The organism is uncultured Duncaniella sp., from assembly GCF_910578445.1.
Taxonomy (GTDB): domain Bacteria; phylum Bacteroidota; class Bacteroidia; order Bacteroidales; family Muribaculaceae; genus Duncaniella.
Window position 1 is genome coordinate 39,291 of the sequence record NZ_CAJTQC010000021.1, and the last position, 16,401, is coordinate 55,691.

The following is a 16,401-nucleotide window of genomic DNA, read 5'->3' on the forward strand; positions in this document are numbered from 1 at the left end:
ATGAGGGGGGTTAAAATGTGTAGATGAGATTGATAGCGGCTTTAGTCGGGCCGAAGTAGTTGTGGTGTTTGCCCGAAAGCTTCTTGGTCCCGCACTTCGCACAGGGATACACGTCGTAGATCGTGTGGACCCATCCGAGTCCGATTTCGGCCTCGATGTTCCATCGGCGGTCGAGAATCCACGAGTAGCCGTAGGCCACGCCTGCGCCGAACATCCATCCCTGATGGCGCTCGTCGGAGAGTTTCGAGAAGTCAGTCCCGAGAAATTTGATGTTGTTGTCGAGGTTGCCGAAGTTGTATTGCCCCCCTAAGATGTGAGCACCGACAAAATGTCCTGAAAATCTGCGGCAGAACCAGTAGCGGCCTTCGGGCATCACGAGCCAGTGTTTCCAATAGTGGTCGTTGACATCCCATGCGTTGAGCCTTCCTGTCAGCTCGAATGTCCATTTGGGCGCGAGGCCGACTTCGGCGCTCACCTCAGGCGACAGCGCGATGTCGGAGAGGATGTTGGTCTTGACGGCTGCGTCCTGCGCCCTGACTTCACAGAGGCTCAGAAGCCCAAGCAGGACTCCGGCCAAAAGAATCTTGAATCTCATATGTGTAGTTTCTACATTCCGCCTGCTGTCGCAGGAGCGGTTGCGTGATGATAAATCGGATGAAACGTTAAATCGGATGAAGTTTTTAAGGATACCTAACTTCTTTGCGAGGAGAGCTATTATTGTGTGGATTGCGAGGAGGGCTGACCGCAGTGCCCCGTGAAGGGGTGGCGGTGGGACGGCTACCTCCGGCAGGGGGAATGCAACAAAGCCCCGCCGGGATGGTCCGGTGACGGGGCTATGCAACAAAACCCCGCGAACCGAAACCTTGGCCGGTTTCAGGCTGGGGGGTAAATATTTGATTCCCAATACTTTATAGCAAATGGGGGGGTAAAATTGTCTGTGCGTTATGGCAGATGTCGCTCATGACATTCGTCTTGAAGTTACTGATGCTGTGTATAATAATTAATCCATATGTTTTGTGCGGCATTAAGCCCTGAAAAAGATGGGAGTGGCTTGCCGATACACGGCAAGCATCAAAGAACAGGTTTAAAACGTACAAAGTTCCAAAATCAGGCTAAAAGTCTAATTCTGACGCAAAATTATACATAAATTATGAAATAGCAAAACTTTAGATAAAAAAAGTGATACATCATTCAAAAATGTAAAAATAATTCTTAACTTTGCCTGAGACTATACCGATTTAATATAAACGACATCTCATCCACAGCCTGATAAACCAATTACCTTATAAAAATATGAAAATGAAATCCCTGTTTCTGGCCATGGCGGCACTGTTGCCGGTCGAGGCGCTTGCGTGTACGAGTCTTATCGCCGGTAAGAAGGCCACGGCCGACGGTTCGGTCCTCGTGACCTATGCTGCCGACAGCCACACGCTCTATGGCGAACTCTATAACCGCCCCGGTGGCAAGCATGCTGCCGGCGAAGTGCGCAAGATTGTCGAGTGGGACACCGGAAAGTATCTCGGCGATATCCCGCAGGTGGCCGAGACCTATACGACCATAGGCAACATGAACGAACACGGCCTGACCATCTCCGAGAGCACATGGGGCGGCCGTGCCGAACTGGCCGACACAACCGGCATCATGGACTACGGCTCGCTTATCTACGTGACGCTCGAGCGTGCGCGTACTGCCCGCGAGGCCATCAAGGTCATGACCGATCTCGTCAAGGACTACGGCTATCATTCGAGCGGAGAGTCATTCTCGATCGCCGACTCTGAGGAAGCTTGGGTCATGGAGCTCATAGGCAAGGGTGGCAAGGAGAAGGGCGCTGTGTGGGTGGCCCGCCGCATCCCCGACGATTGCATCTCGGGTCATGCCAACCATCCGCGCATCCACAAATTCCCCCTCAACGATAAGGAAAACACCATCTATTCGCCCGATGTCATCGACTTCGCGCGCAAGATGGGCTACTACAAGGGCAAGGACGAGGATTTCAGCTTCTCGCTGGCCTATGGCGAGCTAGACGCTACCGCCACACGCGGATGCGACGGCCGTGTCTGGAGCTATTTCAACCGTTACTCCGACGGGATGGATGCCTATCTCCCCTACGTGATGCGCGGCGAGGGCGAGGCTTTCCCTCTTTGGGTGAAGCCCAACCGCAAAGTCAGCGTCAACGACATGAAGTGGATGATGCGCGACCATTTCGAAGGCACTCCCATGGATATGACTCAGGACATCGGCGCAGGCCCGTATGCCGTTCCCTACCGCTGGCGTCCGATGACTTTCAAGGTCGACGGCAAGGAGTATCTCAACGAACGCGCCATCGCCACCCAGCAGACAGGCTTCTCGTTCGTGTCGCAGATGAACTCGGCTCATCCCGAACTCATGCGCGGCATCCTCTGGTTTGGCGTTGATGATGCCAACACCTGCGTGTATGTCCCCATGTACAACGGCATCACTTCCATCCCCCACGAATTTGCAGTCGGCAACGGCGACCTGCTCACCCTCTCGTGGGACGCAGCCTTCTGGGTGACAAGCTACGTTGCCAATCAGGCCTATCACCAGTATAGCAAGATGATCGACGATATCCGCAAGGTGCAGAAGGCCGAGGAGGCAACGCTCGAAGGCGAAGTCGACAAATTCATCGCCGAACTTCCCTCTATGGACGCCGCTACGGCACGCCAGCGCCTCAACGCCCATTCGGCCGACGCTTCGAAGCGCTATGTGAAGCGCTACAAGGATCTGGGCGACTATCTGCTTGTGAAATACATGGACGGAAACATCAAGCGCGAGAAGGACGGCAAGTTCGAGCGCACACCCGAAGGAATGCCGGTGTCGCCGATCTATGGAGGCTACGACGAGCGCTACTACCGTTCGATAGCCGACCAGACAGGCGACCATCTCCTCATAAAGTGACGGAACACCCTCTAAGCATTAAATGACAGAAAACTATCTTGACAGACTCAATGAGCAGCAGCGTGCTGCCGTGGAATACTGCGACGGCCCTCAACTCGTGATTGCGGGCGCAGGTTCAGGCAAGACCCGCGTGCTCACCTATAAAATAGTCCATCTTTTGCGCCTTGGCTTCGAGCCTTGGCGCATTTTGGCTTTGACCTTCACCAATAAGGCCGCGAGGGAGATGCGCGAGCGTATCGAAGAACTCGTCGGCCGTGAGACAGCCTCGAAGCTCTGGATGGGGACGTTTCATTCGATATTCGCCCGTATTCTCCGCAGCAATGCGGAGCTTATCGGTTTTAAGAGCAATTTCACCATCTATGACTCGGCCGACAGCAAGTCGCTTGTCAAGACGATTGTGAAAGACATGCAGCTCGACGAGAAAATCTATAAGCCTGCGGCCGTGCTCTCGGCGATTTCCGGCGCGAAAAACGCTCTTGTCTCCCCGGAGGACTATGCCATCAGCCGCGACGTGATCGAGGCCGACCGACGTGCCAAGCGCCCGGAGATGTATGCCGTCTACCGTGCCTACCGTGACCGCTGTGTCGCAAGCGGAGCGATGGATTTCGATGACCTGCTCTACTATACGAACGTCCTTTTGCGCGACAATCCCGAGGTCCTGCGCCACTATAGGGAATTTTTCCGCTACGTGCTTGTCGACGAGTATCAGGACACCAATTTTGCGCAGCATGTCATCGTCACGCAGATTACCCGCGAGAGTGGCAAGCTGTGTGTCGTCGGCGACGACGCGCAGAGCATCTACTCGTTTCGTGGCGCTAATATCCGCAACATCCTCGACCTGCGCAAGACATATGCCGACCTGTCGACTTTCAAGCTCGAACGCAACTACCGCTCTACGCGCAACATCATCAACGCTGCCGGCTCGCTCATCGACAAGAACCGCGACCAGATTCCGAAGCAGGTCTATTCCGAGAACGAGAAGGGAGCGCCGATCGAAGTGGTGAAATGCTACAGTGACTTCGAGGAGGCCTATCAGGTGGCCTCGCGTGTCTCTCAGCTCAAAATGAGGTCGGGCGACAGCGCCGAGGAATTTGCAATCCTCTACCGCACGAATGCCCAGAGCCGTGTGCTCGAAGAGGCCTTGCGTAAGCGCAATGTCCCCTATAGAATCTATGGCGGACTTTCGTTCTACCAGCGCAAGGAGGTGAAAGATGCCATAGCCTATTTCCGTATGGCTCTCAACCCTGACGACGACGAGGCCTTGAAGCGCATCATCAATTTCCCCGCGCGTGGCATAGGCGAGACGACGGTCAATAAGCTTGTCCGTCGTGCAATCGACGACAATGTCAGCATCTGGACCGTCATTCAGGAGCCCGACATACATCCTGCCGGTCTCAATGCCGGGACAATGCGCAAGCTTGATGCCTTCGCAGGGCTGATAGCCGGGTTCGTGCAGAGCAACCGCAGCGGAGACGATGCTGTCACGCTCGCGACGGAGATAATCGACCGCACCGGGCTTTTTGCGATGCTTCTCCATGACAACACTCCCGAAAGCATCTCGAAGCAGGATAACCTTCAGGAGCTTCTCAACGGTGTGAAGGAATTTGTCGAAACAAGGACCGAGGAGGGCAACAGCGCGACAGGTCTTGCCGATTTCATGGCTGAAGTGTCGCTTGCCACCGATCAGGATTCGAACTCCGACGGAAATGAAGAGCGCGTCACGCTGATGACAGTCCATGCGGCCAAAGGTCTTGAGTTCAACAATGTGTTTGTTGTCGGTGTGGAGGAAGAACTGTTTCCTTCGGCTATGGCTCAGGACTCTCCGGCTCAGATCGAGGAGGAGCGGAGGCTCATGTATGTGGCTATCACGCGTGCCCGCAAATTCTGTATGCTCAGCTATGCCGGTTCGCGTTTCCGCAACGGGCAGACTGTGGCGTGTCGTCCGTCGCGTTTCCTCGGCGATATTGACACTGAATACCTGCGTCTTGCCACAAACGACGTGCTCGGAGCGTCAGCCCCGAAGGTCCGTCCGACTGTCAACTACACATCTTCTATGGCCGGGAGCGCCCGCAGTCTGAATTCGCTGCGTTCGCCAGCGATGTCCGACCGCCGTCCGCTGTCGCCAAGCCGTCCGGCTGTCGCCGGAACAGCTACAGCACCGACCGCCGGAGGCAGCTATGCCGTCCACAGTGTCGGGGAACTTTCGGAGAATATGCGTATCGAACATGCCAAGTTCGGAGGCGGAGTGATTGTCAAAATCGACAGTTCAGGCCCTGACGCCCGCATCACAGTGAAGTTTGATTCTACCGACGAGCGGACTCTGATGCTGAAATTCGCAAAATTCGCCATAGTCGGATGAATATTCTAAACAATGTCATAAAAATCGAATAGAACAAATGAAAGCTTCTGAGCTACCTACACCATATTATATAGTATATGAAGAGCGCATGCGCAGGAATCTTGAACTGATTACACGCGTGGAGCGCGAAGCCGGGGTCAATATCATCATGGCTTTCAAGGCCAACGCCCTGTGGCGGAGTTTTCCGGTGGTCAGGGAGTATAACCGTGATTTTACAGCCAGCTCGCTCAATGAACTTCGTCTGGGCAATGAGGAGCTCGGGGGTGAGGCGCATGTCTACTGCCCCGTGTACACCGAACGGACAATCGGGGAGTTTCTCGCGCGTGCGACGCATCTGACGTTCAATTCCCTGAGCCAGTGGGAACGCTACGGCGAGCGGACTCTGGCAGCCGGAGTTTCGCCCGGACTGAGGGTCAATCCGCAATGTTCGGTCATCGAGACCGAGATGTACAACCCGGCTCTGCCCGGTTCGCGCTTCGGAGTGACGGCCGAACAGCTCGGCGGAGTATTGCCCGAAGGCATCGAGGGGCTTCATTTCCATGCTCTGTGTGAAAGCACAAGCCATGATCTCGCAAAGGTGCTCACTGCTTTCGAAGAACAGTTCGGTCGCTATTTCCCACAGCTCAAATGGGTGAATTTCGGAGGCGGCCACCTCATGACCCGCGAAGGCTATGACACGGCCCATCTGATAGAGGTGCTCCGCGGTTTCCGTTCGCGCTATCCGTGGCTGAGCGTAGTGCTTGAGCCGGGCAGCGCGTGGATGTGGCGCACGGGCGACCTCATCACGGAAGTGCTAGACGTTGTCGACAATCAGGGAATCAAGACCGCCGTCATCGACGCGAGCTTCGCGTGTCACATGCCTGACTGTCTGGAAATGCCCTACAAACCCGCCATCACCGAGAGTGTTGACGAGGCCGAAGGGCTTCCGCGCTACCGTCTCGGCGGCAATTCGTGTCTGAGCGGTGACTACGTTGGCGACTGGTGTTTCAGAAATCCCCTGAAAGCAGGCGACAGGCTCACGCTTGAGGACATGAACCACTATACGACCGTAAAGACAACCATGTTCAACGGCATCCAGCATCCCGATATAGTGATGTGTGACCTCAACGGCGACTGCACCTATCTGCGCCGGTTTACCTATGAGGACTACAAACACCGTATGAGCTGACGGTCTCTAAAAAATATATCCTATCCATTTTTCACATTCTTACGTTTCAGCTATGGACAGAACGCAAAATGCTATCGGCGGTCATCCGGCGGAGAAGAGTCCGCGATTCTCTGTCATTGTTCCCGTCTACAACCGTATCGACGAAGTGCGCGACCTTCTTGACAGCCTTTCCCGGCAAAGCCTTAAAAATTTTGAGGTGATAATAGTCGAGGACGGCTCGACCGCGCCATGTCTCGATGCTGTGCGTGAGGCCGAAGGGGTGGATGTGAAATATTATTTCAAGGAGAACGAAGGTCGTTCCATAGCCCGCAACTACGGACTGGAGCGAGCGAACGGTGAATATTTCATCTTTTTTGACAGTGACTGTGTCATTCCGCCCGACTATTTCGCCGTGCTTACCCGCGAGCTTGACGCAAATCCCACGGATTGTTTCGGTGGCCCTGACTCGGCTCACGAATCGTTTACGACTACGCAGAAGGCAATCAATTTCGCCATGACTTCGTTTCTGACCACCGGCGGAATCCGCGGAGGTAAAGTCAGTCTTGAGAAGTTTGTCCCGCGCACGTTCAACATGGGCTATTCGCGAAAAGTCTACGAGAGGGTAGGGGGCTTCCGTGAGATGTTTTCGGAAGATATTGACATGTCGACGCGTATCCGTAACGCCGGATTCAGCATCGCCCTTATCCGTCCGGCTTTCGTCTATCACAAACGCAGGGTCGATTTCCGTAAGTTTCTGCGTCAGGTCTATGTTTTCGGAATGTCGCGCATCACACTCAAACTGCTTTATCCAGGCTCGCTCAAGGCTGTCCATGCGCTTCCGGCAATTGCGGTAATCATCGGAGTGGCGTTGTTGCTGCTTTCGGTTATAGTCAGTCCGTGGTTCTTGCTTCCATTGGCTGTCTATCTTCTTGCAATATTTGTCACGGCGCTCATAAGCACCCGGTCGCTTGTCATAGCGGCCAAGGCTGTGCCGGCGAGTGTAATCCAGATATGTGGCTACGGGTGCGGTTTTATCAAGGCCTATTTCATCAAAATCATACTTGGAAGGGGGCGTGACGTCGAGGAAGAAATTCTTATCCGCAAAGGGAAATGACCGCCCGGACATGATGTTCAACACACTACAAATCTAAAACTAAACACTTATGGAAACTCTCTCCCCTTTCGCCAACCGTCGCATACACGACCTCGGCGATGACGAAAAGCCACGTGAAAAAGCCCTTAATCTCGGAATCCGTGCGCTGAGCGACGCGGAGCTTGTCGGCCTGATATTCGGCGGCGGTCTGCCGGGGGTGTCAGTGATTGATCTCGCGCGATTGATTTTGCGCGACTGTGACAACCGGGTCGATAATCTCGCCCGTCTGAGCATGGATGAGCTGATGTCGAAATACAAAGGGGTAGGGCCGGCCAAGGCTGTGAGTCTTGCCGCGGCCTTCGAGCTTGGTCGACGAAACCGGGAGCAGATGGCCGAGAACCGGGAAGTGACCATCAGGTCGAGTGCCGATGTCGCGATGCTCATGTCGCCGTCGCTTGAAGGACTCGATTACGAGGAATTCTGGGTGCTTATGCTTTCGCGCAGCAACCGCATCAAATTCAGGCGCTGTCTCTCGCAGGGCGGGACTGCGGGTACTGTTGTCGATGTGAAACTGTTGATGAAACGTGCTGTCGATTGCCTTGCGTCAGGCTTAATACTCGTCCATAACCATCCTTCGGGCAATCCCAAGCCAAGTGTCGAGGATGACCGTCTTACTTCAAAGATAAAAGAAGCGGCGGCCTATCTTGACATGCGTGTCCTCGACCACGTCATCATCGCGCGTGACAGAGCTTATTCCTATGCTGACGAAGGGAGGCTATGAACCGGTATTCCGTCGGTGTTGTTATACTGCAATAGTGCTATCTATATATCTTAACGTCAAAACTATTTATTTATGAAGAAGATCGTAGATTCGATTCTTGAAACTATCGGTCATACTCCGCTGGTGAAACTCGGAGAGTATGACAAATCAGAAAAAACATTAGCAACGGTCTATGCCAAGATTGAGGCATTCAATCCCGGAGGCTCGGTGAAGGACCGTGTGGCGCTCAACATGATAAGAACTGCGGAGCAGGAGGGCGCATTGCAGCCCGGTGCGACAATCGTAGAACCGACGAGCGGTAACACCGGTGTCGGTCTCGCCCTTGTCGGTGCAGCCCGTGGCTACAAGGTCATACTGACAATGCCTGAGACGATGAGCATAGAGCGCCGTAAGCTCCTTGAGGCTCTTGGGGCACGGATTGTGCTCACAGCAGGCGCGGAGGGTATGAAAGGTGCTATAGCCAAGGCCGAGGAAATCTGCATGTCGACTCCGGGAGCTGTCATCCTCGGGCAGTTTACCAACCCTGCAAATCCGGCTGTTCATTTCGCCACGACAGGTCCGGAGATATGGGAGGCTCTTGAGGGGCATGTAGATGTGTTTGTCGCCGGAGTCGGTACGGGAGGCACGGTGAGCGGAGTCGGACGGTTTCTCAAATCAAAGAATCCAGCCGTTGAGATTGTTGCTGTCGAACCTGCCTGTTCGCCCGTAATCAGCGGCGGAAAGCCGGGTGCGCATAAAATTCAGGGTATAGGAGCTGGTTTTATTCCCGATACGTTTGACCGTAGTTTGGTTGACCGTGTGGTGACAGTCGGTAATGAGGAGGCATATGAGGCTGCCCGCCGTCTGGCACGTACAGAAGGGATATTGGCAGGAATTTCGTCAGGGGCGGCTCTCCACGCTGCGACGTCGCTTGCACGAATGCCGGAGTATGCAGGCAAGAATATAGTGGTGTTGCTCCCGGATACCGGTGAACGCTATCTCTCGACTGAACTTTTTGCTGAAGCTTAGAGGCTGTCAAAAAATAAACATGAAATTTTAAACAGTCTCCCTGAATAAGAGACAACCCCATAAGAAAAAAGCTGTCTTCACTTTGTGCATGAAGGCAGCTTTTTCTTATGGGGTTATGTGGGCTTTGGTTTGTCGGATCAGAGTGTCACTTCTCCACAGATGTCTGTTGCGAGGCGTGTGGCTACTGCCGAAGGTGTCAGACCAAGTCCGAAAAGGTACATGAGTTTTGTTATGGCGGCTTCCGAGGTCATGTCGTGGCCGGAGATAACGCCTGCGTTTGCAAGTTTGTCGCCTGCGACATAGCGCCTGTGGTGGACACCACCGTTGACGCATTGGGTGACGTTGACAATGACGATGCCTCGCTGCACTGCCTGTGCGATTTCCTCAATAAACCATCGGGAAGTGGGGGCGTTGCCGGCTCCATATGTGCGCAGTACAATTCCGCGTATGTCGGGGGTGTGGAGCAGGTAGCGGAGGGTCTGTTGTGTCATGCCGGGATGCAGGTCGATGAACATGACTCCACTGTCCATAGCCGTATTCAATGAAAGCGGCTTGCGTTCTTTGGGTCGCCAGAGAGCTTCTTCGGCAAAATGGATGCCAAGGCCTATTTTGGCCAACTGGGGATAATTGTTGCTCTTGAATGCGTTGAAGTTGTCGGCGCTCATCTTGGTCGAGCGGTTTCCTCTCCACAGATAGTTTTCAAAGAGGATGGCTACTTCCTGCACCATGGGAGAACCGTCGAATGTCGTTGCCGCCGCAATCTGTAGGGCGGTGATTAGATTTTCCTCTCCGTCGGTGCGGACTTCGCCGATAGGCAGCTGTGAGCCTGTGATGATGACAGGTTTGTGGAGGTTGCCGAGCATGAATGACAGTGCCGAGGCGGTGTAGGCCATGGTGTCAGTGCCGTGGAGAACGACGAAACCGTCATAATTGTCGTAGTTGTCGGCGATGGCGGTCGCTATATCAGCCCATCCGGCCGGGTCCATATCGCTTGAGTCGATAGGATTGAACTGGATGTTCTCAATTTCATAATCGAGCTTTTTGATTTTGGGTACGTTGTCAATCAGGTGGCTGAAATCAAAAGGTTGGAGGGCGTGTGTCTCCGGGTTCTCGATCATTCCGATTGTACCCCCGGTGTAGATTATCAGAAGCCGGGGTTTATGTGTCTGAATCATGGGGTAAAGGTATATGTTGGAAAGGTTAACTTTTTGATGTATAATTTTTATGTGCTTTAGAAATTTAAGGACGGTAACGAGTCGGCGGTAAAATTCCGGACTCGTCACCGGCCTTAAAATTATGTGGTATTGGAAACTGTTGATTAGTCAGAGCTTTATGCTCAAAAGCTGTGGACTAACCGATTTTTGCTCCGGGGGCTACTGTTGCCGACGGAGAAAGAAGCACGATTGAACCGTCGGAATTCTCAGCCGATAGAATCATGCCTTCTGAAACAATGCCTTTTAGTTTTCGTGGGGCAAGGTTGGCTATGAAGCATACTTGCTTGCCGACGAGATCTTCCGGTTTGTAATATTTGGCAATGCCGGAAACGATGGTGCGTTTTTCCAGACCGTCGTCAATCAGGAAACGGAGCAGTTTGTCGGCCTTTGGCACTTTCTCGCATTCAACCACAGTCCCGACACGGAGGTCGCAGGCTGCGAATGTGTCAAATTCCACGGTCTCGGCCTGAGGCTGGGCCTTCCATGCAGCAATTTCGTTAGCTTTCTTTGTGTCGAGGAGTTTCTGTACCTGATTCTGGACTTCGGCATCTTCGATTTTATCGAAAAGAAGTTCGGCAGGTGCGATTTCTGACCCTTCGGCCACGAGGTCGGTTTGTCCTAACATATCCCATGAGAGTTCGCCGAGGTTGAGCATCTTGGCGAGACGTCCGGTCGAGAAGGGGATGAAGGGTTCGAAGGCCACTGCAAGGTTGGCACAGAGCTGAAGAGCCACGTTGAGGATTGTCCCGGTGCGTGTCATGTCGGTCTTGGCGAGTTTCCAAGGTTCTGTCTCCTGCAGATAGCGGTTGCCGAGGCGTGCGATTTCCATGGCCTGTTTCAAGGCTTCACGGAAGTGGAATGTGTCGAGGGCTTCGGAAAGGGCGCTCTTGATGCGGTTGAGTTCAGCTAAGACTTCGCTGTCGGTAGCGCTCATATCGCCGCGCACGGGAACTACGCCTCCGAAGTATTTATGTGTGAGGACGACGGCACGGTTCACGAAGTTGCCGAGGATTGCCACAAGCTCGTTGTTGTTTCTTGCCTGAAAGTCGGCCCATGTGAAGTCGTTGTCTTTTGTTTCGGGTGCGTTTGCTGTCAGCACATAGCGGAGCACGTCCTGCTTGCCGGGGAAGTCGCGGAGATATTCGTGAAGCCACACGGCCCAGTTGCGCGATGTCGAGATTTTGTCGCCTTCGAGGTTGAGGAATTCGTTGGCGGGTACGTTGTCGGGAAGCTGGAAGTTGTCGCCGTAGGCCATGAGCATCGCGGGGAAGACGATGCAGTGGAAAACGATGTTGTCCTTGCCGATGAAATTGATGATGCGGCTTTCGGGATCTTTCCAGTATTTCTCCCATGAGTCGGGAAGGAGTTCCTTGGTGTTGGAGATGTAGCCGATGGGGGCATCGAACCAAACGTAGAGCACCTTGCCCTCCGCTCCCTCTACGGGCACGGGGACACCCCACTTGAGGTCACGGCTGACAGCGCGTGGCTGCAATCCGGCGTCGAGCCATGATTTGCACTGGCCGTAGACGTTGGTCTTCCACTCCTTGTGGCCTTCGAGAATCCACTCGCGGAGCTTACCTTCCCATTTGTCGAGTGGGAGATACCAGTGGGTGGTTTCGCGCATCTTGACTGGTTCGCCTGTCAGGGCTGAGCGCGGATTGATGAGGTCGGTCACGTTGAGCGACGAGCCGCATGCCTCACACTGGTCGCCATAGGCGTTCTCGTTGTGGCAGCGGGGGCAAGTACCGACTACGTAGCGGTCGGCGAGGAATTCGCCCGTCTTCTCGTCGTAGGGCTGGAGTGCTGTCTGTACAGTGAATTCGTCTTTGTCGTAGAGGTGGCGGAAAAATTCGGAAGCTGTCTCGTGGTGGAGTTTTGAAGTTGTGCGCGAATAGATGTCGAAGCTGACACCGAGCTCTTCAAGCGACTCCTTGATAATCGTGTGGTAGCGGTCGACCACTTCCTGAGGAGTGATGCCTTCCTTGCGTGCGCGCAGAGTGATGGGCACACCGTGTTCGTCGCTACCGCCGACCATGACCACGTCCTCGCCGCGCAGGCGGAGATAGCGTGCGTAGATGTCGGCCGGTACATAGACTCCGGCAAGATGCCCGATATGGACAGGCCCGTTGGCGTAGGGCAGGGCAGTGGTGATGAGAGTGCGCTTGAATTTCTTTTCCATTATAGTTCGTTGAGATGAAATTATGCGAAAAAAGTTGTGATTCTTGTTTTAAAGTGCAAAATTAGTGCATATTTAATGAAAATATCATCTGCACGAGAAAAATTTTTGACAGTTTACAGCTTAAATATCTATCAAAACTGATGTTTGCCTTAAAAAACTCTTCAGACCTATCCTTGATTTTTTGCAAAAATATGAATTGGTAAGAAGTTGTTGAGAAAAAAGCGGAAATGTTTGGCAGTTAGGAAAATAAGTTGTAATTTTGCAACGCTTTTAGGAGCAATCTGTCGTTATCGCATCGCTAATGATTTGAAATTCAGTGATGTAGATAGTGTCAGATGTGTATAATCAGAAAAGAAAACACTTCTAATCATTATTTAATAAACCAAAATAAACTAAGATGCCTACTATTCAGCAATTAGTAAGAAAAGGACGCGTGGCTCTTGAAGATAAGAGCAAATCACCCGCACTTGACTCTTGCCCGCAGCGTCGTGGCGTTTGTGTGCGTGTGTATACCACCACCCCCAAAAAGCCTAACTCGGCTATGCGTAAGGTGGCTCGTGTGCGCCTCACCAACGGCAAGGAAGTCAACAGCTATATCCCCGGTGAAGGCCACAATCTTCAGGAACACTCAATCGTGCTCGTTCGCGGTGGTCGTGTGAAGGACCTCCCCGGTGTGCGCTACCACATCGTCCGCGGTACGCTCGATACAAGCGGCGTTAAGGACCGCACACAGCGTCGCAGCAAGTATGGTGCAAAGCGCCCCAAGGCTGCTAAGAAGTAATCATACCGCATTCCTTTTCTGAAAATCAATTAATTAAATTAAAAACAGAGTCGTTAACCCCTCGTTTTTGATTTGATTGGAAGGCTAAAACATCAAAGGTTGAGTAAATGGCCCCCGGAGGGGCGGCCGTTGAAGATTAAAGATGCAGCAACCAAGCAACCAAAAACAAAACATTTGCTCAAAAAATGAGAAAAGCAAAACCAAAGAAACGGGTGATTCTCCCCGATCCCGTGTTTAATGACGTGAGAGTATCGAAGTTCGTTAACCACCTCATGTATGACGGCAAGAAGAATACTTCGTACACAATCTTCTACTCTGCTCTCGAACTCGTGAAGGCAAAACTTCCCAACGAAGAGAAGACCGCGCTTGAGATCTGGAAAAAAGCTCTCGAAAATGTCACTCCCCAAGTGGAGGTGAAATCACGTCGCGTGGGCGGTGCAACTTTCCAAGTGCCTACCGAAATCCGTCCCGACCGTAAGGAATCTATCTCGATGAAAAACCTTATCCTCTATGCACGCAAACGTGGCGGCAAGACTATGGCTGACAAGCTGGCTGCTGAAATCGTAGACGCATTCAATGATCAGGGCGGTGCTTACAAGCGTAAGGAAGATATGCACAAGATGGCCGAGGCTAACCGCGCCTTCGCACACTTCCGTTTCTAAGCCGAAGTTTGAATCGGAAATAAATTTTTCATTGGACATTTAGATTCACAAAACAAAAATGGCTAAATCAGACGCACATTTAAAATATACCCGTAATATCGGTATCATGGCTCACATCGATGCCGGTAAGACAACCACTTCGGAGCGTATCCTCTTCTATACCGGTCTTACCCACAAGATCGGTGAGGTTCATGATGGCGCAGCTACCATGGACTGGATGGAGCAGGAACAGGAACGTGGTATCACAATCACTTCTGCTGCTACCACAACTTTCTGGAAGTATGCAGGAGACCAGTTCAAGATCAACCTTATTGACACTCCGGGACACGTTGACTTCACTGTCGAAGTTGAACGTTCACTCCGTGTGCTCGACGGCGCTGTCGCTGCATTCTGCGCTGTAGGTGGTGTTGAGCCCCAGTCTGAAACCGTATGGCGTCAGGCTGACAAATATAATGTACCCCGTATCGGTTATGTCAACAAGATGGACCGCTCGGGTGCAAACTTCTTTGAGGTGGTACGTCAGCTCAAAGATGTTCTCGGCGCAAATCCCTGTCCTATCCAGATTCCTATCGGAGCAGAGGAAACTTTCAAGGGTGTTGTCGACCTCATCAAGATGAAGGCTATTTTATGGCACGATGAATCAATGGGCGCTGACTACTCTGTCGAGGATATCCCCGCAGGACTCGTAGACGAGGCTGAAGAATGGCGTGACAAGATGCTTGAGAAAATCGCTGAATTCGACGATGCTCTCATGGAGAAGTATTTCGACGATCCCTCGACCATCACTGAGGACGAAATCCGTCGTGCACTCCGCAACGCTACCCTCAAGATGGAAGTTGTCCCCATGATTTGCGGTTCTTCGTTTAAGAATAAGGGTGTTCAGTGTCTTCTCGACTCTGTCTGCGCTTATCTTCCCAGTCCTGTTGATTCTGGAGCTGTCGAAGGAACTAACCCTGACGATGCCGATGTGGTCGAGACCCGTGAGCCTTCTTCGGAAGCTCCAATGTGTGCGCTGGCGTTCAAGATTGCTACTGACCCCTATGTAGGCCGTCTTACCTTCTTCCGCGTCTACTCCGGTGACGTCGTAGCCGGTAGCTACGTCCTCAACAGCCGCTCAGGCAAGAAGGAACGTGTCAGCCGTCTGTTCCAGATGCACTCAAACAAGCAGAATGCTAAAGAATCAATCGACTGTGGCGATATAGGTGCAGGCGTTGGTTTCAAGGATATCCGCACTGGTGACACCCTCTGCGACGAAAACCATCCTATTGTTCTCGAAGCAATGGAATTCCCCGATCCCGTTATCGGTATCGCAGTAGAGCCTAAGACTCAGAAGGACCTCGACAAGCTCGGTGTCGGTCTTCAGAAGCTCGCTGAGGAAGACCCCACATTCCGCGTTGAGACAAACGAAGAAACAGGCCAGACTGTCATCTCGGGTATGGGTGAGCTTCACCTCGATATCATCATCGACCGTCTTCGTCGTGAATTCAAGGTTGAATGTAACCAGGGCCGTCCTCAGGTAACCTATAAGGAAGCAATCACCAAGCCCGTCGAACTTCGCGAAGTGTTCAAGAAGCAGACCGGTGGTCGTGGTAAGTTCGCTGACATCATCGTTCGCGTTGAGCCGGTTGACGAAGGCTTCGAAGGCAGCCTCCAGTTTATTGATGAAGTCAAGGGCGGTAACATTCCTAAGGAATTCATCCCCTCTATCCAGAAGGGCTTCACAGCAGCTATGAAGAACGGTGTGCTCGCAGGTTTCCCCGTTGACCAGCTCAAGGTGACCGTTATCGACGGTTCATTCCACCCGGTTGACTCGGATCAGCTCTCATTCGAGCTCTGCGCTATCCAGGCATTCAAGAAGGCTTCTGAAAAGGCCGGTCCTGTGCTTCTCGAACCTATCTTCAAGGTAGAGGTCGTTACTCCCGAAGAGAGCATGGGTGACGTTATTGGTGACCTCAACAAACGTCGTGGTCAGGTTGAAGGTATGGAAACCAGCCGTTCAGGTGCACGCATCGTGAAGGCTAAGGCTCCTCTTGCCGAAATGTTCGGTTATGTGACAGCCCTCCGTACCATCACTTCAGGCCGTGCGACATCAACCATGACATTCAGCCACTATGCAGAGGTAAGCAGCTCAATCACAAAGAACGTGCTCACCGAATGCCAGGGCCGTGTTGACCTCATCAAGTAAGACAAACACTTTCATTCAACAAAGATATGGACCAAACAATCAGAATCAAACTTAAATCTTATGATTACAACTTGGT

General features: G+C 52.6%; 12 protein-coding genes. 9 read left to right on the forward strand and 3 right to left on the reverse strand.

What is annotated here, in order from left to right; genetic code table 11:
* Positions 1 to 10 precede the first annotated feature (10 nt).
* On the reverse strand, positions 11 to 595 hold the full coding sequence (locus QZ311_RS09160; protein ID WP_297066943.1) for a DUF3575 domain-containing protein: 585 nt from the start codon (positions 593 to 595) through the stop codon (positions 11 to 13).
* A gap of 698 nt (positions 596 to 1,293) precedes the next feature.
* Between QZ311_RS09160 and QZ311_RS09165 the strand changes: the two genes are divergently transcribed.
* The 6 genes from QZ311_RS09165 to cysK all read left to right on the forward strand — a co-directional run bounded on the left by QZ311_RS09165 (position 1,294) and on the right by cysK (position 9,304).
* Entirely contained in the window at positions 1,294 to 2,916 is a 1,623-nt protein-coding gene (locus QZ311_RS09165; RefSeq protein WP_297066945.1) for a C69 family dipeptidase, read from the forward strand.
* 22 nt (positions 2,917 to 2,938) lie between these two features.
* A complete protein-coding gene (locus QZ311_RS09170; RefSeq protein WP_297066947.1) occupies positions 2,939 to 5,275 on the forward strand; it encodes a UvrD-helicase domain-containing protein in 2,337 nt (778 codons plus the stop codon).
* 37 nt (positions 5,276 to 5,312) lie between these two features.
* Positions 5,313 to 6,443, forward strand: coding sequence for a carboxynorspermidine decarboxylase (gene nspC, locus QZ311_RS09175; RefSeq protein WP_297066949.1), 1,131 nt, complete (start codon positions 5,313 to 5,315; stop codon positions 6,441 to 6,443).
* 52 nt (positions 6,444 to 6,495) lie between these two features.
* The gene (locus QZ311_RS09180) at positions 6,496 to 7,536 is read left to right on the forward strand and encodes a glycosyltransferase (protein WP_297066951.1); all 1,041 of its coding nucleotides are present in this window, start codon (positions 6,496 to 6,498) and stop codon (positions 7,534 to 7,536) included.
* Positions 7,537 to 7,585: 49 nt separating this feature from the next.
* Complete coding sequence (gene radC, locus QZ311_RS09185; RefSeq protein WP_297066952.1) at positions 7,586 to 8,296, forward strand: DNA repair protein RadC; 711 nt, start codon at positions 7,586 to 7,588, stop codon at positions 8,294 to 8,296.
* A gap of 72 nt (positions 8,297 to 8,368) precedes the next feature.
* Entirely contained in the window at positions 8,369 to 9,304 is a 936-nt protein-coding gene (gene cysK / locus QZ311_RS09190; RefSeq protein WP_297066954.1) for a cysteine synthase A, read from the forward strand.
* Between the two features lie 137 nt (positions 9,305 to 9,441).
* Here cysK and QZ311_RS09195 read toward each other — a convergent pair whose 3' ends face one another.
* Both QZ311_RS09195 and metG read right to left on the reverse strand, forming a co-directional pair.
* The gene (locus tag QZ311_RS09195; RefSeq protein ID WP_297066964.1) at positions 9,442 to 10,476 is read right to left on the reverse strand and encodes an asparaginase; all 1,035 of its coding nucleotides are present in this window, start codon (positions 10,474 to 10,476) and stop codon (positions 9,442 to 9,444) included.
* Between the two features lie 178 nt (positions 10,477 to 10,654).
* Positions 10,655 to 12,697, reverse strand: a complete 2,043-nt coding sequence (gene metG / locus QZ311_RS09200) for a methionine--tRNA ligase (protein WP_297066955.1) — start codon at positions 12,695 to 12,697, stop codon at positions 10,655 to 10,657.
* Positions 12,698 to 13,094: 397 nt separating this feature from the next.
* Between metG and rpsL the strand changes: the two genes are divergently transcribed.
* The 3 genes from rpsL to fusA all read left to right on the forward strand — a co-directional run bounded on the left by rpsL (position 13,095) and on the right by fusA (position 16,325).
* Complete coding sequence (gene rpsL / locus QZ311_RS09205) at positions 13,095 to 13,478, forward strand: 30S ribosomal protein S12 (protein WP_016562585.1); 384 nt, start codon at positions 13,095 to 13,097, stop codon at positions 13,476 to 13,478.
* Between the two features lie 185 nt (positions 13,479 to 13,663).
* The gene (gene rpsG / locus QZ311_RS09210; protein ID WP_123615515.1) at positions 13,664 to 14,140 is read left to right on the forward strand and encodes a 30S ribosomal protein S7; all 477 of its coding nucleotides are present in this window, start codon (positions 13,664 to 13,666) and stop codon (positions 14,138 to 14,140) included.
* Positions 14,141 to 14,198: 58 nt separating this feature from the next.
* Positions 14,199 to 16,325, forward strand: coding sequence for an elongation factor G (gene fusA / locus QZ311_RS09215; protein ID WP_297066957.1), 2,127 nt, complete (start codon positions 14,199 to 14,201; stop codon positions 16,323 to 16,325).
* Positions 16,326 to 16,401: the final 76 nt, after the last annotated feature.